The 19932-nt window shown below is 26.0% G+C and carries 19 protein-coding genes; 12 read left to right on the top strand and 7 right to left on the bottom strand.

What is annotated here, in order from left to right; all coding sequences use genetic code 11:
* The first annotated feature begins 5 nt into the window (after nucleotides 1–5).
* The 4 genes from AC5LG6_RS08025 to AC5LG6_RS08010 all read left to right on the top strand — a co-directional run bounded on the left by AC5LG6_RS08025 (nucleotide 6) and on the right by AC5LG6_RS08010 (nucleotide 3443).
* Nucleotides 6–968 carry a WD40 repeat domain-containing protein gene (locus AC5LG6_RS08025; protein ID WP_498586179.1) on the top strand — a complete coding sequence of 321 codons (963 nt, stop codon included), beginning with the start codon at nucleotides 6–8 and terminating at the stop codon, nucleotides 966–968.
* 2 nt (nucleotides 969–970) lie between these two features.
* A complete protein-coding gene (locus AC5LG6_RS08020; protein ID WP_066153074.1) occupies nucleotides 971–1357 on the top strand; it encodes a chaperone NapD in 387 nt (128 codons plus the stop codon).
* A gap of 89 nt (nucleotides 1358–1446) precedes the next feature.
* Nucleotides 1447–3072 (top strand): EAL domain-containing protein, encoded by a 1626-nt coding sequence (locus AC5LG6_RS08015; RefSeq protein WP_498586177.1) that lies wholly within the window; start codon nucleotides 1447–1449, stop codon nucleotides 3070–3072.
* The gene (locus tag AC5LG6_RS08010; RefSeq protein WP_260933607.1) at nucleotides 3069–3443 is read left to right on the top strand and encodes a hypothetical protein; all 375 of its coding nucleotides are present in this window, start codon (nucleotides 3069–3071) and stop codon (nucleotides 3441–3443) included. Before AC5LG6_RS08015 ends, AC5LG6_RS08010 begins: the two co-directional genes overlap by 4 nt.
* Nucleotides 3444–3753: 310 nt before the next feature.
* On the opposite strand, the gene serS is transcribed toward AC5LG6_RS08010, so the two are convergent.
* Complete coding sequence (serS, locus tag AC5LG6_RS08005) at nucleotides 3754–4995, bottom strand: serine--tRNA ligase (protein ID WP_066358275.1); 1242 nt, start codon at nucleotides 4993–4995, stop codon at nucleotides 3754–3756.
* 157 nt (nucleotides 4996–5152) lie between these two features.
* Between serS and AC5LG6_RS08000 the strand changes: the two genes are divergently transcribed.
* On the top strand, nucleotides 5153–7201 hold the full coding sequence (locus tag AC5LG6_RS08000) for a TonB-dependent receptor domain-containing protein (protein WP_498586175.1): 2049 nt from the start codon (nucleotides 5153–5155) through the stop codon (nucleotides 7199–7201).
* 51 nt (nucleotides 7202–7252) lie between these two features.
* Here AC5LG6_RS08000 and AC5LG6_RS07995 read toward each other — a convergent pair whose 3' ends face one another.
* The 3 genes from AC5LG6_RS07995 to AC5LG6_RS07985 all read right to left on the bottom strand — a co-directional run bounded on the left by AC5LG6_RS07995 (nucleotide 7253) and on the right by AC5LG6_RS07985 (nucleotide 9535).
* Nucleotides 7253–7783 carry a hypothetical protein gene (locus AC5LG6_RS07995; protein ID WP_171018052.1) on the bottom strand — a complete coding sequence of 177 codons (531 nt, stop codon included), beginning with the start codon at nucleotides 7781–7783 and terminating at the stop codon, nucleotides 7253–7255.
* Nucleotides 7784–7849: 66 nt separating this feature from the next.
* Entirely contained in the window at nucleotides 7850–8278 is a 429-nt protein-coding gene (locus AC5LG6_RS07990; protein WP_498586174.1) for a DsrE family protein, read from the bottom strand.
* Between the two features lie 96 nt (nucleotides 8279–8374).
* Nucleotides 8375–9535, bottom strand: coding sequence for a TsoY family (seleno)protein (locus tag AC5LG6_RS07985; protein ID WP_498586173.1), 1161 nt, complete (start codon nucleotides 9533–9535; stop codon nucleotides 8375–8377).
* Nucleotides 9536–9733: 198 nt separating this feature from the next.
* Here AC5LG6_RS07985 and AC5LG6_RS07980 point away from each other — a divergent pair, with 198 nt between their 5' ends.
* Complete coding sequence (locus AC5LG6_RS07980) at nucleotides 9734–10708, top strand: SLAC1 anion channel family protein (protein ID WP_498586171.1); 975 nt, start codon at nucleotides 9734–9736, stop codon at nucleotides 10706–10708.
* 28 nt (nucleotides 10709–10736) lie between these two features.
* On the opposite strand, the gene AC5LG6_RS07975 is transcribed toward AC5LG6_RS07980, so the two are convergent.
* The 3 genes from AC5LG6_RS07975 to hsrA form a co-directional block, all read right to left on the bottom strand.
* Complete coding sequence (locus AC5LG6_RS07975) at nucleotides 10737–11732, bottom strand: cation diffusion facilitator family transporter (RefSeq protein ID WP_498586169.1); 996 nt, start codon at nucleotides 11730–11732, stop codon at nucleotides 10737–10739.
* Nucleotides 11733–11793: 61 nt separating this feature from the next.
* Nucleotides 11794–13056 (bottom strand): sensor histidine kinase, encoded by a 1263-nt coding sequence (locus AC5LG6_RS07970; protein WP_120985756.1) that lies wholly within the window; start codon nucleotides 13054–13056, stop codon nucleotides 11794–11796.
* A gap of 17 nt (nucleotides 13057–13073) precedes the next feature.
* A complete protein-coding gene (gene hsrA, locus AC5LG6_RS07965) occupies nucleotides 13074–13754 on the bottom strand; it encodes a homeostatic response regulator transcription factor HsrA (protein ID WP_066156397.1) in 681 nt (226 codons plus the stop codon).
* A gap of 193 nt (nucleotides 13755–13947) precedes the next feature.
* Here hsrA and AC5LG6_RS07960 point away from each other — a divergent pair, with 193 nt between their 5' ends.
* The 6 genes from AC5LG6_RS07960 to AC5LG6_RS07935 all read left to right on the top strand — a co-directional run bounded on the left by AC5LG6_RS07960 (nucleotide 13948) and on the right by AC5LG6_RS07935 (nucleotide 19864).
* Nucleotides 13948–14760 carry a peptidylprolyl isomerase gene (locus tag AC5LG6_RS07960; RefSeq protein ID WP_498586168.1) on the top strand — a complete coding sequence of 271 codons (813 nt, stop codon included), beginning with the start codon at nucleotides 13948–13950 and terminating at the stop codon, nucleotides 14758–14760.
* Nucleotides 14761–14769: 9 nt separating this feature from the next.
* A complete protein-coding gene (fbaA, locus tag AC5LG6_RS07955; protein WP_066404184.1) occupies nucleotides 14770–15837 on the top strand; it encodes a class II fructose-bisphosphate aldolase in 1068 nt (355 codons plus the stop codon).
* A gap of 84 nt (nucleotides 15838–15921) precedes the next feature.
* Nucleotides 15922–17127 (top strand): threonine ammonia-lyase, encoded by a 1206-nt coding sequence (gene ilvA, locus AC5LG6_RS07950; RefSeq protein WP_187474678.1) that lies wholly within the window; start codon nucleotides 15922–15924, stop codon nucleotides 17125–17127.
* A gap of 90 nt (nucleotides 17128–17217) precedes the next feature.
* Nucleotides 17218–17904: a F0F1 ATP synthase subunit A gene (locus AC5LG6_RS07945; RefSeq protein WP_066360667.1), complete on the top strand. Its 687-nt coding sequence runs from the start codon at nucleotides 17218–17220 to the stop codon at nucleotides 17902–17904.
* Between the two features lie 72 nt (nucleotides 17905–17976).
* Nucleotides 17977–18540 (top strand): thiamine phosphate synthase, encoded by a 564-nt coding sequence (locus AC5LG6_RS07940; RefSeq protein ID WP_498586167.1) that lies wholly within the window; start codon nucleotides 17977–17979, stop codon nucleotides 18538–18540.
* A 91-nt stretch (nucleotides 18541–18631) separates the two neighbouring features.
* Nucleotides 18632–19864 carry an ABC transporter permease gene (locus tag AC5LG6_RS07935; protein ID WP_498586166.1) on the top strand — a complete coding sequence of 411 codons (1233 nt, stop codon included), beginning with the start codon at nucleotides 18632–18634 and terminating at the stop codon, nucleotides 19862–19864.
* The last annotated feature ends 68 nt before the right edge of the window (nucleotides 19865–19932 follow it).

Below are 19932 nucleotides of genomic sequence, written 5' to 3'. Positions count from 1 at the left end.
TTGTTTTGAAAAACTTAATTTTTACACTTATTTTTATTTTTAGCTCAAACTTTTTATTCGCAAAAGAGTTAGAAGCAACTTTCTCTTTTTTTGCATCAAGTGGAGTTACAAACATTGCAAAAGATAAACAGAACTTATATTTAGCAACAGATGATGGCTTTGTTGATATTTTTAACCTTGAAAAAAAAGAGATAATCTCTTCAATAAAAATTAAAAATATAAAAGATTTTACAAATAAAGAGATAAGTGCAAAAATCTTTAGCACAGATATAATTGATGATAAGATTTTAATTTTATCACAAGGACAAAGTGGAGGAAGAGATATTTTTATATCAAAAAATGGTATTTTAGAAAATGTAATTAGTTCAGATGAGAGACTTTTTATAGCTTATGCAAAATTCTTAGATAATAATAAAATAGTCTATGCTCTTTTATCAAATCAGATATTTATATATGATTTAATAAATAAAAAAATCTTAAAATCAACTCAAGTTTCTCAATCATCTTTTTCTCATTTTGTTTTAAGTAGTGATAAAAAATCTATTTTTGTAGCTGATGAAAGTGGAATTATTTCAGAACTCAACACTTCAAACTTAGAAAAAATTGGACAATTTAAAGGTCAAAATGTAGATAGAGTTTTTCAAGTTGATTTCAAAGAAAATACTATTTTAGCTTGCGGACAAGATAGAAGAGCATCTATTTATTACAAAAATCAAAAAAAGCCATACTACAAATCAATTGATTTTTTAGTTTATGCAGGAGCTTTAGATGATAAAGCAAAAAAAGCAGCAATTTCATTAAATGAAGATAATGATGTTTTAGTTTTTGATATAGATACAAAAGAAGAGCTTTTTATCCTAAAAGGAAATAATGCACTTATTACATCTATTTTGTTTTTAGATGAAAATAGTTTAGTTGTAGCAAGTGATGATAAAAAAGTAAATATATATAATTTAAAAAAGGATTAAAAATGAATATTTCAAGTATTGTTGTACAAACTCTACCAAAATATCTTGATAGTGTGATAGAAAATCTTAAAAAATCTGGTGTTTGTGATTATCATATGCATGATGAAAAAGGTAGAATTATTATTACAATTGAAGGTAAAAATGTAGAAGAGGAGCTAAAAAAACTAAAAGTAATTGAGGCAATTCCTTATGTAAGTAGTGCTGATATGCAGATGAGTTATAGTGAAGAAGAGCTATCAAATCATATGGAAGTTTTAGAAAATGCTGATTTAGTTCCAAAAGTTTTAAATGATAAAGATATAAAAGTTGAAGATATAGTTTATAGAGGTGATTTAAAAAGAAAAGATTTAATAGGTTTTGCAAAAGAGTTTGATAATAGTAAAAAATAATACTTAAAAGAAAATAATTATTAAATATTCCTTAAAGTTATTTTTAATAACTTAAGATATAATCCTTCAACTATTCAATTTGAGGGATTATGAAAAAAAATACTATAAACTCGGATACTCTTCTTAACTTAATTACTAAACACTCTCCTGATATGTTATGGATAAAAGATTTAAATGGTCGTTATTTATATGCAAATAATGCTATTTGTAATGGCTTACTAATTGCAACTCCTGATGAAGTTATTGGAAAAACTGATATATTTTTCGCTTTAAGAGAAAGAGAAAAAAATAAAGATAATAAAAATTGGCATACATTTGGAGAGTTATGTGCTAATACTGATTTAGAAACTATAAAATATATGAGACCATTAAGATTTCTAGAAAATGGGAATATTCAAGGGAAAATGACATATCTTGAAGTTGATAAAGCTCCATTTTTTGATGAAAATAAAAATTTAATTGGTGTAATAGGAACTGCAAGAGATATTACAGAACAAATTCTTTTAAAAGAGAGAAATGAATATCTTATGTATTTTGACCAACTAACATCTCTTCCAAATAGACAAAAAATTATTTTAGATATTGAAAATAAAAAAGCTAAATCTTCTATTGTTTTTAATATTGATGATTTTAAAGAGGTAAATGACTTCTTTGGTACAAATAATGCCGATAAAATATTACAAGATATAGCTTTAAGATTTATAAAATATGGATACACAGCATATAGAATAGATGGTGATGAATTTGCTATTTTATTTTTTGATGAAAAATCAGAAGAAGAGTTACAAAATGAAGCAATTAAAATTATAGATTTATTAGATAGTGAACCTTTTTATATTGATGATAAAACAATTTTAATTACATTTTCTATTGGTATTGCAAAAAGTGATGAAAAACTTTTAACAAAAGTTGATATTGCTGTAAATAATGCAAAAACTTCAAATAATCATATCTGTATTTACGAAGAGAGTAAAAATATAGAAGAGAGATATAAAGAGAATATTGAACTTGCAACTCAGATAAAAGAGGCAATTTTAGGAAATAGAATTATTTGTCATTATCAACCTCTTTTAAATATAGAAAATAGTGAAATTTACTCTTATGAGAGTTTAGTAAGGCTTATAGATAACAAAGGGAACTCTCTTGCTCCATATAAATTTCTAGATTTTTCTAAAAAAATAAAACTATACTCAAGTATCACAAAAATAGTTGTAACCCAAGCTTGTAAAACATTCCAAAATAGAGATGAAAACTTCTCTATAAATTTAAGCGTTGATGATATAAAAGATTTAGAAACTGTTGATTTTATATTAAAAACTATAAAAGAGACAAATACTTCAAGAAGAGTAACTTTTGAGATTTTAGAGTCAGAAGGTATAGAAAACTATCAAGAAGTTATCTCTTTTATCAATCAAATAAAATCTTTGGGTGCAAGAATTGCTATAGATGATTTTGGAACGGGATATTCAAATTTTGAACATCTTTTAAGATTAGATGTTGATTATATTAAAATTGATGGTTCTTTAATAAAAAATATAGTTACAGATGATAAACATAGATTAATTGTTGAAACAATAGTTAGTTTTGCAAGAAGAATTGGAATTAAAACAGTTGCTGAATTTGTAAGTGATGAAAAGATATTACAAACAATAAAAGAGATAGGAATTAGTTGTGCACAAGGTTATCATATAGGAAAACCAGAAACTTTGGTATGAAAAAATTATTATTTATTTTCTTTTGTTTTGCTTTTTTAAATGCAAGCGATATACAAAAAGCATTTTTAGTAGCAGTTTATGATAAAAATAGAGTTGAAAATGTGCAACATAAAATAAAAACTGATTTTCAATATAGAGGTGAAGTTTTCTTCAAAGTTGCCATAATAGGAAATTACAATAAAAATGTAAATGTAACAACAAAAATAAATAACTCAAATGGAAAATTAATAAATACAGAGACTCTTTACAATAATTTAACAAAAAAGATATTTGGATATGAACTAACTTTTAAACATTTAGATGTACAAAAGGGTTATTTTGAAGTTTTTATAGATGGAAAACTATATGACACAAAGGTTTTTGTAAAATAAATTTTACCAAATTAATATTTTTATTACAAACGTAGCATTAAAATAGCAAACTTTAAGTTTATAAATTGTAAAATTTCGTTGATCAAGAGGTTTTATCTACGACTTATCTCTCCTTAGTTAAAATGTAGCAATTTTGGATAAAATCTCTTTCAAAGGTCGTTCTGTAAAATATTAAGTTTATGAAAAGATTTTATTTTATTATTTAAAACTTAATATCAAAGGGGTTTCTCTCAACCCCTTTTTTTCTCCCTTAATAATTAAAAGGTGGTTTCCCCTCCACCTTTTTTTATCTCAAATTTTAGAATTTTATCTATTTTAAGTATGGTTTTAAAACTTCAGGAATTTTAATAGTTCCATTGGCTTCTTGATAGTTCTCCATAATTGCCAAAAGAGTTCTTCCAACTGCTAGACTTGAACCATTTAAAGTGTGTGCAAATATATTTTTCTTGTCATCTTTATATCTTATTTTTGCTCTTCTTGCTTGAAAATCTCTTGTATTTGAGATTGAAGATATCTCTCTAAATCTATTTTGACCAGGAAGCCAAACTTCTAAATCTATTGTAACAGCTGCTCCAAATCCTAAATCTCCAGTACAAAGTTGTACTTTTTGATGACAAAGTCCTAATGAAGTTAATAAATCACTAGCACAATTAACCATTTTAAAAAATATCTCATCTGATTGCTCTTGTGAAGTAATTGCTACCATTTCAACCTTATCAAATTGGTGTTGTCTTATAAGCCCTCTTGTATCACGTCCTGCACTTCCAGCCTCTTTTCTAAAACATGGAGTATATGATGTAAGCAGAAGAGGCAATTCATTTTTATCTAAAATCTCATCATTATATAAATTTGTAAGACTAACTTCAGCTGTTGGAATAAGATATAGATCTTCTCCTTCTATTTTAAACAAATCATCTTCAAATTTTGGAAGCTGTCCTGTTCCTAAAAGAGAGTTTGAATTTGCCATAAAAGGTACATACCACTCATTAAATCCTCTTGCTCTATTAAAATCTAGCATATAGTTTATCAAAGCTCTCTCTAATCTTGCTCCATCACCTTTAAGTGCTGTAAATCTTGATTTTGCAAGTTTTACACCTCTTTGAAAATCTAACCAATCACACTCTAATTCCCAATGCTCTTTTGGTTTAAAATCAAAAGTTGGCTTAGTTCCAATAACTTCTAAAACTACATTTTCATCTTCATCTGCTCCAAATGGTACATTTTCATCTGGAAGATTTGGAATTCCTAATACAATCGAAGATAGCTCTTCTTCTAAAACTCTAACCTCATCTTCTAACTCTTGTTTTCTATTTTTTAAGTTATTGATTTTTTGTTGTAGATCTGCAACATCAAGATTCTCTTTTTTATATCTAGGAAACTCTTTTGAAAGAATATTTTGCTCAGCTGTTACCTCTTCCATAATTTGTCTTTTTTGTTTTGTATTTTGTGCTAAAGTTTGTAGGTTTTCTAAAACTTCAATTGAGACACCTTTTTTTTGTAAAGAAATACTAGTTTTCTCAAAATCATTTTGCAATAGTTTTATATCAATCATATCAACTCTTTTTTGTAATTTTTGGGCAATTATATCTAAAAAAGATACCATATAAACTGAAATATAATTATTTAATTAAGATGCAACTAAGTTGCATTAAAATAGAATTTGCTTTTTGCAACTAAGTTGCATTTAAAAATTTTATACAAGGATTATAATGAAAATTAATAAAAAAATTATCTCTTTATCATTAGTAATATCGCAATCTATACTTTTTGCAGATACATCTATACTAGATGAGATAAAAATTGAAGAAAACAAAGAGTTTAAAACAAATTCTACTGATATTGATTTAGAAAAAGTTGAACAAAGCCAAGCAAATTCTCTTACAGAAGTATTTAAAAATAACTCTTCTATTGAAGTTGGAGGAGGAGCAATAAATGTGCAAAGAATATATTTAAGAGGAATTGAGAGTTCAAATTTAAATATATCTTTAGATGGTGCAAAACAGGGTAAAAATATGTTCCAACATAGAAGTAATGAACTAGGTATTAATCCAGATTTACTAAAAGTTGTCGATGTAAACACTTCACCTGATGCTTCAAAAGCAGGAGCACTAGGAGGAAGCATTGAAATGAGTACAAAAGATGCACAAGATTTTGTTAGAAGTAATAAAAAATATGGTGCAATCTTTAAAACAGGATATAACACAAATGCTTATATGAAACATGGTAATGCAACTGCATATCAAGTTTTTGATAATAATTTAGGTGCATATATAAGTATAAGTGGTGTTAACAGTGATAACTATAAAGACGCAAATAAAAATAGTGAAACAGCTACAGCTTACCATGACAGAGACTACTTATTTAAAATAAGTTTGTTGGATTCAAATAATCATGATTTAAGATTAACAGTAAATAAAAATGAAAATAGTGGAAATTCAAGATGGGCTGGAACAGAGTATAGACCGCAACCAAATCAACTTGAAAAAATTATATCAACTACTACAAATTATGCTTTAAGTCATAATTATAATCCTAACAATCTATTAAATTTAGATACAAATTTAAATTTAACTGATATATCTTTAGAAAGAAAAAATGCTAATAATAAAGATGGTAAAAGAGATTATGATAATAGAAATATAGGATTAAAAGTACAAAATCATTTTGATTTTAATCTATCTTCAACAAAAAATAGAGTATCAATTGGTACAGAGTATCAAAAAGAGCATGGTGATGGTAGTTTTTATATAGCAGATTTAAAACCTGCTGATAAACCTAGAACAAAATACTCTGATTTACATTCAGAAAATAAAGCTTTATTTATACAAAATAGAACTGAAATTGGTTCTTTAGGGATAAATTATGGTTTAAGATACGATTATTATAGTTTTGAAACAGGACTTGGAAAACAAAGTGATGATACATTTTCGCCAAATATTGGAATGGATTATAAACTAACAGAAAACTCTTTGGTGTATTCAAACTATGGAAAATCTAGTAGAATGAGTGGAATTATTCCATTTACTTGGGCTTTAAATACAAAAATTGGCTCAACTTACTCTAAAGATTTAAATGCAGAAAAATCAGACAGATATGAAATCGGATATAAATATGATAAAAGAGATACTTTTTTAAATGATGATTACATTACTTTTGATGCAAATGTTTTTCAAACAAAACTTAATGATTTTATAGTATCTAAAGATACAAATTGTAATTTAGGAAAATGTGGAAGTGGTGAAGGAGGATGGACATTACAAGATATTTATAACAAAGATGATGAGTTCAAATCAAAAGGATTTGAAATAAAAACTTCATATAATTATGATATTTTTTCAACATCTTTGGCTTATACTCGAATTGATACAAACAATAATCCTAGTGATGTCAATAACAGTTCTGATATAAACGAAGATCAATATATTAGAAGAGTTGGTGGATATGATAGTAAAAAATTTGTTTGGAGTTCTCAAGTTGAGCTAACTAATAAATTAGCAGTTGATTATACTTTAAATGCAGTTAAAGGTACCAACGTCTTAGATAGTAGTAATAATGAAATAAAAAGAGCTGGCTACACTACACATGATGTTAGTATGAAATATAAGATAAATTTAGATTGGACTTTATTTGTAGCTGTTAATAATTTAACAAATAAGCAATATGCAAAAGCTACAACTATATCTACAAAAAATCAAGCTAGTATATATAGATATGAAATGGGAAGAGATTATAGATTTGCTTTAAAATATGAGTTTTAAATTCAGAAGAAGTAACTTTACTTCTTCTGGAAAATAAAAAAAACTTATATATTAAATAGTTAAAAATGATTCAATAGCACAATTTACTCTAGATTTTATATCACTTGCATCTGTTTGCATGTAATCTATTTGAATTTTATATAAAATTTCATTATCTAGCTTGAATTCAAAAACTAAATACCCAGCATAAAGTAGAGCATCTTTATTTTTTTTACCTTTATCTTCTTTATCATTTTCATATATGTAGTAAGAGATTAATAGTTTTTTATCATATTTTTTATCACTATTTTTAAATTTACTTAATACATCGTTTAATATTTGGTCGCTCTGTTTATTTGAAAAAATATTATATAAATTACTTTTCATACTCTTTGAATACTCTATTTTTGATTCAATAATATAATTTGAGCTTAGAAGAAGCTCTTTTGCAAATTTTAAATCTGTAGAATAAATTTTCTCAAAAGTTGTAACACTATTTTGACAAGGTACTCTTTTTACTTTTGGATCAATTCTATTTTGGTTAAAAACTCCATATACAATAAAAGAGATAAAAGCCACTATAATTAATATATAGATTTTCATTCAAAGAATCCTAGGGAGTAAAAATTGTTTAAGTATTAGTAAGAGAACTTAATCTCTTACTAATTTTTAATAACTTAAATTTTGATAATCTTTATTTAAAAGTTTATCAGCAACAACTGGTGGCTTAGCAACAGTAACATTTTGGATTAAATCAGCTTCTTTTTTTCCAGCATTTGGTAAAAATAGTGGACAAACTTCAACTTTTGCTCCATCTTTAATTAATGCTTCAAGCATCATTTTTGGTGATTTGTCTTGAGGTTTAAGTTTTGGGCTTTCGCTATCTTTTAAGGCAAGATTTCCAGCACTTGAACATAAAACCATATTTACCTCTTTACCTTTTTTCAAAGTCATAGTAGATAAAACCATACCCATCATTTGTGTTTGAGCATCTTCTGATGTAATCATTACATTTAAACCTTTTGCACTATTATCATTAGCACTTGCTGTTGTTCCAAAAATTAGAACCGTACATAAACTCAATAATATTTTTTTCATAAAATTTCCTTTTATATTTTCTTTTTAATTTATAATTAAAAGTTATCTATTTTACATAAATAATACTTATTTATATATAAAATATTAACTAAATTATTATAATGAAAATTTTTTGTATAGTCTAAAAAATAGAACTATAGTTTTTATTTGAACATATATAAATGGAACCATAAGTAAATAGTAAACAACTGAATACTTTGTAATAATGTCATTGTATGTAAGACCTAAGTTTATAAAAAACATTCCAAATACAAAAAATGCAACACCTGGACAAATTAGTGCAAAAGATAGTGCAGATTTTTCATTTGATTTTATAAACTTTTCAAAATATCCAAGCTTTTTCATAATAACAAAACCTAAAATCCCGAATACTATTTGTAAAGATAGTATTGTTGAAGTTAAAACAAATAGTGATGATTTATCGCTTATTGCATTTAAATTGTGTTCAAGTCCAAAATTTAATCTTATAAATGTAATTCCAAGAAGTGTTAAGATTGGAATCATAATCCATAAAGATGGAGTTGTTTCAACTGTAACACCATGTTCAAACATATTTTTAAAACCTAAGATTATTTTTATAAATATCAACATCATTGCAAGTGAAGAGAAAAGTATTGCTCCAAATATTCCAACTGCATTTACAGCAATATTTGAACTCATAGCACCAGGTGCTGCAAATCCAACTGCTACCATTGCAAGTGCAAAAATAGATATCATTTGTGTTAGGTTGTTATTTTTTGTAAAATCAAAATCACCATTAATAATCAATCTTGAAAAATAGTCAAAAAATATTTTTAGAGCAAAATATCCATTAATAGCAAATCCAATAAGTGCAAATGGAAACAGATACTCAACAAAACTCCATAAATTTGGTACAAAAACAGCTCCTAAAACAAAACCAACATTTATACTCATTGTATATGTTAATGGCAGTGCCATAATGCTAATTTGACCATTTGATTTAATCAAAGCCTTGTAAGCATCACTTTTTTTATATAGTAGATATTGTTTTGTATTCCAATAAAGAAGTTTAAAGTGAAGAATTGCAAATGCAATTATAAATACAAGAGCAAATGAAGATATAAAGCTTATAGAATCACCTTTTTCTAAAGCTTCCATAATATATTCAAAAGTTGCCATTGGAGTTGTTGGATGTGGAACTAAAAACATTAGGTACATAAAAAATGATACGCTAAGTCCTCCAGCACCCAAAGCACTCAAAAAGCAAGTAGGTGAAAATTTCTCTCTTAATGTCATATAAAAATCCTTTCATAAAAAATTTTGTAGATTGTATGCAATATTATATTAAAATCTTATGAAAGTAGTATAATTTAAAATTATAATAAAAGAGTAATGTTGAAGATATATGTTTAATTAATAAATAATTTATTTTTATAATATTATAATTATTTCAAATTATAATATAAGCTCAAATAAATAAAATAGGATTTAAATATGAATGAAGAGATTATAAAAGCAATACCTTCAAATAGGTTGCAGTTTTTTCCAGTTATGATGTTTGCAACAGTTATGGGACTTGGAGGTTTAACTTTAGTTTTTGAAAGGTTAAATCATGTTTTCTCATTTTCTACTATTTTTGCTACAACTTTTTTGACTATTACTACAGCTTTATTTTTTATAACTCTTTTTACATATTTTTTAAAAATTATAAAATATAAAGAAGAAGTTGTAAAAGAGTTAAATCATCCTATAAGAATTAATTTTTTTGCAGCAAGTTCAATATCAATTTTGATTTTATCAGCTGCATTTAGAGAATACAGTTTAGATATGTCATTAAGTTTTTTTTATTTTGGGGCAATTTTACATATATTTTTCACATATTATACTATTCGATTTTGGATAAATAATAATTTAGAAATAGTTCATTCTAATCCAGCTTGGTTTATTCCTATTGTTGGGAATTTAATAGTTCCTATTGCTGGAGTTGGTTTTGTAGATAATGCTATTTTAATCTTTTATTTTTCAATTGGTATGTTTTTTTGGATAATATTATTTTCAATAATTTTAAATAGAATAATTTTTCATAATCCATTTGCTGCTAAATTTATGCCAACAATGTTTATTTTAATAGCACCTCCTGCAATAGGATTTATCTCATATATAAAATTAACTGGAAATTTAGATTTTTTTGCCCAAATTTTATTTAGTTTAGCTCTATTTTTTACTATTTTAGTTGCATTTATGTATAAAAATTTTGTAAAAATAAAATTTTTTATCTCATGGTGGGCTTTTACTTTTCCTTTAGCAGCTGTAACTTTAAGTTCTATTTTAATGTATGAATTAACAAAAAAAGATTTTTATATGTTTTTATCTTATACTCTAGCAATGATTACAACTTTAATTGTAATTTTGGTTGCAGTTGCTACGATAAAACATATGGCAAAAAAAGAGATATGCATAATGGAATAGATTTATACAAGAGATTATTTATAAAAACTTACCACTCAAACTGAAAAGTTGTATGAACTATTTTAAATTTTTCTTTTAAATTATGATTTATTTGATGTAAAATCTCTTCATAATTTTCTAAATCTTTTTTATCTATTTTTATATGAGCAGTCATATTATACATATCTTGGGTAATCTCCCAAATGTGTATATCATGTAATTCCAAAACTTTTTCATTTTTTTCAATATACTCTTGAACTTCTTTTACATCAACAGGAGAGCTTTCAAGTAAAGTATTTGTTGAATTTTTCAAAATATCAATTGCCCATTTTGCAATCACAAGAGCTACAATAACAGCTAAAATAATATCTATAAAATACCATGAAGTAAAATAGATAACTATATAACCTATGATAATTGCAACTGAAGATAAGGCATCGCTTAGCATATGAATAAATGCTGATTTTAGATTTATATTATCTTTATCACCTTGCATCAAAATAACACCAGTGATAATATTTACAAAAAGACCAATAATTGCAACTATCATTGCTGTTTTTATGTCAATAATTTGTGGATTTAAAAATCTTTCAATAGCTTCATAAATAATCCAAATAATTGATAATACGATAGTAAATCCATTTATAAATGCAGCTAATACCTCAGCTCTATAATAACCAAATGTTTTAGAAATAGGTGCTGTTTTACTTGCAATTATTATTGCTAGAAGTGAAATAATCAAAGCAAAAGAGTGAGTAAACATATGAATTGCATCAGAAATCAAGGCTAATGAGTTTGATAAAAATCCATAAAAGAACTCTAAAAACATAGTTATTAAAGTAATACTTAAAGCCCATTTTAAAACTTTTTTATCTGTTCCTCTATGTTCGTGATGAGTATGTGCATGCTCTTCATGGTCATGAGAATGAATATATTGCTCTTTTTCTATAAAATTATGCTTACTTTTATCATGATGATGGTGATGAACTGATTTTTTTGATATGAAAGGCTTATGGTCATTTAAACCAAATTTACAATTTGCCATAATTTTTCCTACTTTTATATATTTTTATAATATTAAATAGATTATATATTAAAATTAAATATTACAAATTTAATTCAAGTTTTGCAATAGCACCATTTTTACCATCTTCTCTATTTTTTATAGAAATTTTAGCATTTAGTGCATCACTTGCAATTTTTGCTAAATATAGTCCCAAACCTACACCATTTTCTTTTCCAACTTTTTTAAATGGAGCAAAAACATCTATATTTTCATCTATACCAATACCTTCATCAATTACATTTAATGTAACTTTATCATCTATTTTTTTTAGCTTAATTTTTATTGTTTTACCATTTGGAGTAAATTTTATGGCATTTTGTACAAAATTTTGTAAAATCTGATTAAAAAGCGTCTCTTGAATCATCATTTGTAAACTAGATACATTTGAACTAAATTTTATTGTAATACTTTTTTTAGCTGCAAGCATATTATAATCATTTGTTTTATATTTTATAAACTCAACTAAATCAATATTTTTTGCTTGTTCAAATTGTGCTCCCTCTGTTCTTCCAATATCTAAAATAGAGCTAATCATAACATTCATACCATCTATCTCTTTAATTGTAAGCCTAATCGCATCTTCATATTGAGAAATTTCTCTTGTTTTTTTTAACATTAACTCATTTTTTAACTTCATAACAGCAAGTGGAGTTTTAAGCTCATGTGCTATTCCAATAAAAAGCTCTTTTTTAAACTTTAAATAAGTACCTATTCTATTTGTAAGCGAATTTATAGAGTTTGCCAAAGTTAAAAACTCTTCTGGTAAATCTTTTTTGTCAATTTGAGATAGTGAATTTTCATCCATATTTGATAGTTTTTTATTTATTTGAACTATTGGTTTTAAAAGTGATTTTGCAACTATTAATGCATAAATTAACATAAAAATAAAACCAGGAATTGCAAGTGCAAAAAAGTTTTTAAATATTATTAAATAGAGTATATCTTTTTCCAAACTTATATCTTTTGTAATTTGTAAAATTGCATTATCATGCATTAAAAACTCTAATCTAATAAAAGATTTATCGCCTTTTGAAAATTTTGAAAATTCTATCTGTTTTGTTGTGTTTTTATTATTTTCTATTAATTCAATAATTTGGGAAGAGGATATTACATTTTGGAACTTATCAAAACTTATGTAGCCTTTTTCTATCTGTTTTGCTTGAAAGAGCAAATTGTCTTGAATGTTGTCATAAAATGAGTTTTTTGTATATTCAAAAAAAATAAAAGAGAGAATAATAAGAAAAAGAGAAGTTGCAAATATAAGCTTTAGATAAAACTGCTTATAAATACTTCTACTCTCCATAATAAATCAGCTAAAAATTACTTTTCTTCTACCTGATTTGGGTAACAAAATCTATAACCTCTTCTTCTAATAGTCTCAATAGTTGAGATATTTAAAGGTTTATCCATTTTTTGTCTAATTTGATTTATTGCAACCTCAATAACATTTGGAGTTACAAGCTCTGGTTCTTCCCAAATAGCATCAAGAAGTTGCTCTTTTGAAACAATTTGATCTCTATGACGTGCAAGGTGAGTTAAAACTTCAAAAGGTTTACCTTTTAACTCTATCTCTTCACCAGCATATTCTATTTTTTCTTCATCAGGATTGATAATTAAATCATCAATCTCTATAATATTTGTTCCACCAAATCTTAATCTTGCTTCAATTCTTGCAAGTAAAATATCAAAATCAAATGGTTTTTTAATAAAATCATCCGCTCCTGATTTAAGTGCTTCAATTTCACTCTCTTTATCATCTCTAGCAGAGATAATAACAACAGCAGTTCTTGAACTTCTATTTTTTACAATTTTGCAAAGTTCAATTCCATCACCATCTGGTAACATCCAATCTGTTAAAACCAAATCATAGTTTCTAATATCGATAAAATACTCAGCATCTTTATAGTTTTCAGCAGTATCAACTTGATAACCAAAATCTATTAATCCCTCTTGTAGTGTTCTGTTTAATGTAATTTCATCTTCAATAATTAAAATTCTCATAAAAATCCTTAAGTTAAATTTAATCTTAAAATTGCTTGCAAGTATATCACAAAATTTTCAAAATTTAAAGCTTTTTTAAGGTAAATGTTAAAAATCGTAAATCTTTTTTAAAATAATTATAAAATTATATAAAAATAAACTATTTATTAACTCGAAATGGATAAAATGTCGCAATTTAATTTTAAGGAAAAAAATGAAAAAAATAGTTATGAGCTTTATAGCTTCAATTGCTTTAATTTCAACATTAAATGCAGCTGATTTTTACGCTACTGTTGATGGGGATAAAATTACAAAAGATGATATCAATGTTCTTTTACAAGACCCAAGAGTTGATTTTGACAAACTTCCACAAGAAGCAAAGTCTCAAATTCTTGAAGGTGCAATAAATAGAAAACTAATTGCAAAAAAAGCAATAGATGATGGTATTGAAAAAGATCCTCAATATAAAGAGGCTATAGCAAAAATCAAAGAAGATTTAGCTCTTCAAGTTTGGCAAAAAAATGAGATTGATAAAATCAAATTTAGTGATACAGAAAAAAGAGCTTTTTATGATACAAACAAATCAAAATTCAATATTCCAGAGACATTTGAAGCATTTCATATTTTAGTAAATAGTGAAGCTGAAGCAAATGCTGTTATAAAAGATTTAGAAAAAGCTGCTGTAAATTCTAGAGAAACAAAATTTAAAGAGTTAGCAAATTCAAAATCAAAAGATGCAACTGCTAAAAATGGTGGATATTTAGGAAAATTTGCTGCTGAACAAATGGTTCCAGAGTTTGCAATGGCTGTAAAAGCTCTTCCAAAAGGTGGATATTCTAAAAATCCTACAAAAACTCAATTTGGTTACCATGTAATATTTGTTAAAGAGATTTTCCCTACAAAACAATTAACTTTTGATGAAGTAAAAGATAATATAAATCAAGCAATGATAGCTGAGAAATTCAATAAAAAAATTGATGAACTAACAAAAGAGTTAAGAAAAGACGCAAAAATCGTAATTAAATAAGGAGATTAGATGGGTGTTTTAGATGTTGTAAATGCTGGAGTATTAACTGGAAGTGAAGCTAAAAAACTTTTTGCTTATGCAAAAAAAGAGGGTTTTGCAATTCCTGCTGTAAATGTTGTTGGAACAGATTCTATAAATGCTGTTTTGGAAGCTGCAAGCAAAGTTAAATCTCCAGTTATAGTACAATTTTCAAATGGTGGAGCTGGATTTTATGCAGGAAAAGGTTTAAAAACTAGTGATGCTGCTATTTTAGGAGCAATTAGTGGAGCAAATCATGTTCACACTATGGCAAAAGCTTATGGAATTCCAGTAATTTTACATACAGATCATGCTGCTAAAAAACTTCTTCCTTGGATTGATGGTTTACTTGATGCAGGAAAAGAGCATTTTGCAAAAACAGGAAGACCACTGTTTACATCTCATATGCTAGATCTTAGTGAAGAGAGCTTAGAAGAGAATATTGAAATTTGTGTTGAGTATTTTAAAAAAATGAATGCTATTGATATGATGATTGAAATTGAACTTGGAATTACAGGTGGAGAAGAAGATGGTGTTGATAACAGTGATGTTGACAATGCTCTACTTTATACACAGCCTGTTGAAGTTTGTTATGCATATGAAAAATTAAAAGAAGTTGGAGATAATTTTACAATTGCTGCAAGTTTTGGAAATGTTCATGGAGTTTATAAACCAGGAAATGTTGTATTAAGTCCAAAAATTTTAGATAACTCTCAAAAATTTATAGAAGAGAAATATAAAACTTCTAAAAATCCAGTTGATTTTGTATTCCATGGAGGTTCAGGTTCATTATTAAGTGAAATAAGAGAAGCTATCTCTTATGGTGTTATTAAAATGAATATTGATACAGATACTCAGTGGGCAACTTGGGATGGTGTTAGAGCTTATGAAGCTAAATATCATGGTTATTTACAAGGACAAATTGGAAATCCTGAAGGTGAAGATAAACCAAACAAAAACTACTACGACCCACGAAAATGGTTAAGAGCTGGTCAAGAGACTATGATAGCTAGACTTGAAACTGCTTTTAGTGATTTATTAGCCCTAAACAAAAACTAACAACTTAAATAAAAATTGATTAAAACCTAGTTTTTAATCAATTTTTGATAAAATCTTCTAAAATTTCTCAAAAAAAGATAAAAAATGATTACATTAAATGATATAAAAGATGCTAAAAAAAGGTTAGATGGTACAGTTTACAAAACTCCACTTATGAAAGCTCCTTTTTTAAGTACTGAAAAAAATGCTGAAATTTTCTTCAAAGAGGATAATCTTCAACTAACAGGAAGCTTTAAATTAAGAGGAGCTTTCAACAAAGTTGCAATGCTTGATGATGTAAAAAAAGCAGCTGGAGTTGTAGCTGCAAGTGCTGGAAATCATGCTCAAGGTTTAGCTTTTGCAGCTTCTTATTTTAAATGTGAAGCAACTATTTTTATGCCAGAAGCAACTCCACTTACAAAAGTTTTAGGAGTTAAATCTTACGGTGCAAACGTTGTTTTAACTGGTGAAAATTTTGATGAAGCATATGCTAGTGCAATAAAATTTGCAAAAGATAACAACAAAGAGTTTGTTCATCCATTTGCAGATGATGAAGTAATAGCGGGACAAGGAACTATTGCTTTAGAAATTTTAGAAAAAATTGAAGATATTGACCAGATAATTGTACCAATTGGTGGTGGAGGATTAATCTCAGGAATTGCAATTGCTGCAAAAAGTATAAATCCAAATATAAAAATCACAGGTGTAGTTGCTAGTGGTGCAAAAGGTATGAAAGAGAGTTTTGAAGCGAGAATGCCAATAGACTCATCAAGTGTTAGAACTATTGCAGATGGAATTGCAGTTCGTGATGTTAATCCAAAGTTACTAGATATTATTTTGGAGTATGTTGATGAAATTGTTGAAGTTAGTGATAATGAAACAGCAAATGCAATTCTTTTTTTACTAGAAAAACATAAACTGATGGTTGAAGGTGCTGGTGCTGTTAGTGTTGCAGCTATTATGCACGATAAAGTAAATATTGAAAATAAAAAAGTATGTGCGGTTGTAAGTGGTGGAAACATAGATGTTACTATGCTTTCAATAATAATAGAAAAAGGTTTAATAAAATCTCATAGAAAAATGAATTTAATAGTAACTTTAATGGATAAACCAGGTGCTTTAATGCACTTAACAGATATTTTCACTCAATGTTCAGCAAATATTGTAGAGATTGATTTTGATAGAAATTCTGTAAAATTAGAGTTTGGAGAAGCTTATGTAACTATTGCTTTGGCAACAAAGGGTGAAGAGCATCAAGAGCAAATAAGAGAAAATTTGAAACAAAATGGATATAGATTTAAACAAATTTAGATTAATTTTTTATATTTATAAAGATTTTAGAAAACAAATATTATAATCAGCGCATAATTTAGTAATAGTAGAAAAGAAAAAAGGAAGAAAATGGAAGGAAGATTGTTTACATTCTTAGGAACTATTGGTGGTCACGGACAAGAGTGGATAATTTTATCTCACTTTGTTTTAGTAATTGGAATTATTTTTCTAGTTTCTAGAATGGCTACAAGAAAAATGCAACTAGTTCCAACAGGAAGTCAAAATGTTATGGAAGCATTTGTAGGTGGTGTTATTGCTATGGGTAGCGATACTATGGGTGAAAAAAATGCTAGAATTTATATGCCATTGATTGGTTCTTTAGCTTTAGTTATTTTTGTTAGTAACATGATAGGAGTAATTCCAGGTTTTGAAGCACCTACAAGTAATATTAACTTTACTGCATCTTTAGCTATCATTGTTTTTGTATATTACAACTATTTAGGAATCAAGAAAAATGGTTTTGTAAACTACTTTAAACATTTTATGGGTCCAATGCCAGTATTAGCTCCTTTAATGTTCCCAATTGAGATTATCTCACACTTATCAAGAATAATATCTCTATCTTTTAGGTTATTTGGTTCAATTAGAGGTGATGATATGTTCTTAATGGTACTTTTAATGTTAGTTCCATGGATTTTACCACTACCAGGGTTTTTCCTATTAACTGCATTTGGTGTTTTACAAGCATTTATTTTTAGTATCCTAACATATGTTTATATTGCTGGATCTATTATGATGGAAGAAGAACATCACTAAGAAGTTCTTAGTATAAATAAATCAAGAAAGGGAGTGAGTTTTGCTTACTCCCTTTTTTATTTGGAAGAAAATATGAGAAATATAAAATCTTATCTAATAACAGATCCAAACTATTTTTCTGATAATAAAGAAATTTTTAAAGAAAAATTAATAGCTGTTTTAAAAAATCATAAAATTGATTTCGCTTGTTTTAGAGATAAAAGTTCTAAGAATATTGAAGAGTTAGCAAAAATATTTTTACAAATTTGTAAAGAGTTTAAAATAGAAAATATTTTAATTAACTCCAATATATATTTAGCAACTAAGTTAGGTTTTGATGGAGTTCATCTAAATTCACAACAGTTTGATAAAATCGAAAATGCAAAAAAATCAAAACTTATCACAATTATATCTTGTCATAATTTAGAAGAGTTAGACAAGGCAATGAATAAAAATATAGATTTTGTAACATACTCTCCTATTTTTGATACACCAAACAAAGGTCAATCAAAAGGAGTAGATAAATTAAATGAAGTTATAGAAAAATTTCCAAATCTAAAAATATTTGCACTTGGTGGAATAATACAAAATGAGCAGATAAAAGAGATAGAAAAAACTAAAGCTTACGGTTTTGCATCCATTAGGTATTTTGTTTAAACTCTTTAAACAAATACTTAAAAATAATAGCAAAAAATATTTCTTATAATCTTTATGTTAATATTCTTTATTATTTAATAAAAGGGAACAAATGAAAGGGTTTATTCAAAAATTCTACAAAAATAATTTTGTCTATGGAGTAAAAGAGAAATTATCAAAACTTACCATACTTTTTATAGTTATTTTAAATATTATAGTATTTAATATAATTTTAGAAGGCTTAAGCTTTCAAACACAATTTGTAAACTCTCCATCAAATAAATATCCTTTTTATTGTAAAAATATTATGGAATATAAAAATTTATCAAATATTAATGATTTTATTTATTCAATACACTACTACAAATACGATGATAACTCTTATCGTGGAAATATTACTAAAAAAGATGGTGAAATAGATTTAAGATGTGAAGAGTTAAACAAAAAAGTAACTCTTATAAAAGAGCAAATTGATCTTGAAAAAATAAGAAATGAGATTTTAAAATTAAATGATAATATATATAAAACACAAAATGATTTAGATTATTTTAGAAGCAATTACAACACAACTCTTTTTGAAAAAATCGCAGAGCAAGAGAATAATAAATCAATACTTGAAGATTCTATAAATTCTGAAAATATAAAAGCCAAATACGATGAAGCTTTAAATGAAATGGAGAAATATAAAACTAAAAGAGAAAAAATATATTCAGATTTTTCAAATAATTTATCTGTGAAAGATTTAGAAGAGTATATAAAAAATAATAAAGAGCAGTATTTAAAAGATGAAGAAAAAGATTTTAGATATTACTACTATATGATTGAAATTATTAAGATGATATTTTTATTGCCTTTGGTTTTTGCATTTTTTTATATTATGAAAAAATATTTAAAGGATGAAAAATATATACTTTATATAATTTTTAAAAATCTATTTTTTGTTGCATTAATCCCAACTTTATTTACAATATTTTTAATTATTTATAAATTTTTACCAAAAGTTTTTTTATCAAAAGTAATTGAATTTTTCTACAATTTGGATATTCCTTTTGTAGTTTATTACATATTAGTAGTAGTTTTTGTAGTTATTTTTGCAGTTATTATTATAAAAATACAAAAGAAATTTAAAGAAGATAACGAAAAACTAAAAAATAATAAAATCTCTAAAATTCAATTTTACAATCAAAATCTTTGTAGCTCTTGTGGAAATAGAGTATCTTATATATCTATGAATTTTTGTCCAGTTTGTAATAATAAATTAACTATAGAGTGTAAGAATTGCAAAACTCCTACAGTAAATGGAATGAATTTTTGCCAAAATTGTGGAGAAGATGCAAGGGAGTAAAAAAGTATAAAAATATGCAGTAGTGTGGGAGTGTTTAGTTAAGTCCCAATTTTATATAAAACTTATAT

It is taken from the genome of Arcobacter thermotolerans (genome assembly GCF_983172305.1).
Note: the sequence above shows the minus strand (reverse complement) of the source record. Positions and strands in the feature narration are given on the sequence as shown.

What these genes read in the sequence shown, in the direction of transcription:
- ilvA (WP_187474678.1), top strand. Translation starts at nt 15,922, where the DNA reads ATGATTACATTAAATGATATAAAAGATGCTAAAAAAAGGTTAGATGGT.
- fbaA (WP_066404184.1), top strand. Translation starts at nt 14,770, where the DNA reads ATGGGTGTTTTAGATGTTGTAAATGCTGGAGTATTAACTGGAAGTGAA.
- AC5LG6_RS07960 (WP_498586168.1), top strand. Translation starts at nt 13,948, where the DNA reads ATGAAAAAAATAGTTATGAGCTTTATAGCTTCAATTGCTTTAATTTCA.
- AC5LG6_RS08000 (WP_498586175.1), top strand. Translation starts at nt 5,153, where the DNA reads ATGAAAATTAATAAAAAAATTATCTCTTTATCATTAGTAATATCGCAA.
- AC5LG6_RS07945 (WP_066360667.1), top strand. Translation starts at nt 17,218, where the DNA reads ATGGAAGGAAGATTGTTTACATTCTTAGGAACTATTGGTGGTCACGGA.
- AC5LG6_RS07970 (WP_120985756.1), bottom strand. Translation starts at nt 13,056, where the DNA reads ATGGAGAGTAGAAGTATTTATAAGCAGTTTTATCTAAAGCTTATATTT.
- serS (WP_066358275.1), bottom strand. Translation starts at nt 4,995, where the DNA reads ATGATTGATATAAAACTATTGCAAAATGATTTTGAGAAAACTAGTATT.
- AC5LG6_RS08020 (WP_066153074.1), top strand. Translation starts at nt 971, where the DNA reads ATGAATATTTCAAGTATTGTTGTACAAACTCTACCAAAATATCTTGAT.
- hsrA (WP_066156397.1), bottom strand. Translation starts at nt 13,754, where the DNA reads ATGAGAATTTTAATTATTGAAGATGAAATTACATTAAACAGAACACTA.
- AC5LG6_RS07995 (WP_171018052.1), bottom strand. Translation starts at nt 7,783, where the DNA reads ATGAAAATCTATATATTAATTATAGTGGCTTTTATCTCTTTTATTGTA.
- AC5LG6_RS07935 (WP_498586166.1), top strand. Translation starts at nt 18,632, where the DNA reads ATGAAAGGGTTTATTCAAAAATTCTACAAAAATAATTTTGTCTATGGA.
- AC5LG6_RS07975 (WP_498586169.1), bottom strand. Translation starts at nt 11,732, where the DNA reads ATGGCAAATTGTAAATTTGGTTTAAATGACCATAAGCCTTTCATATCA.
- AC5LG6_RS08010 (WP_260933607.1), top strand. Translation starts at nt 3,069, where the DNA reads ATGAAAAAATTATTATTTATTTTCTTTTGTTTTGCTTTTTTAAATGCA.
- AC5LG6_RS07980 (WP_498586171.1), top strand. Translation starts at nt 9,734, where the DNA reads ATGAATGAAGAGATTATAAAAGCAATACCTTCAAATAGGTTGCAGTTT.
- AC5LG6_RS08015 (WP_498586177.1), top strand. Translation starts at nt 1,447, where the DNA reads ATGAAAAAAAATACTATAAACTCGGATACTCTTCTTAACTTAATTACT.
- AC5LG6_RS07940 (WP_498586167.1), top strand. Translation starts at nt 17,977, where the DNA reads ATGAGAAATATAAAATCTTATCTAATAACAGATCCAAACTATTTTTCT.
- AC5LG6_RS07990 (WP_498586174.1), bottom strand. Translation starts at nt 8,278, where the DNA reads ATGAAAAAAATATTATTGAGTTTATGTACGGTTCTAATTTTTGGAACA.
- AC5LG6_RS07985 (WP_498586173.1), bottom strand. Translation starts at nt 9,535, where the DNA reads ATGACATTAAGAGAGAAATTTTCACCTACTTGCTTTTTGAGTGCTTTG.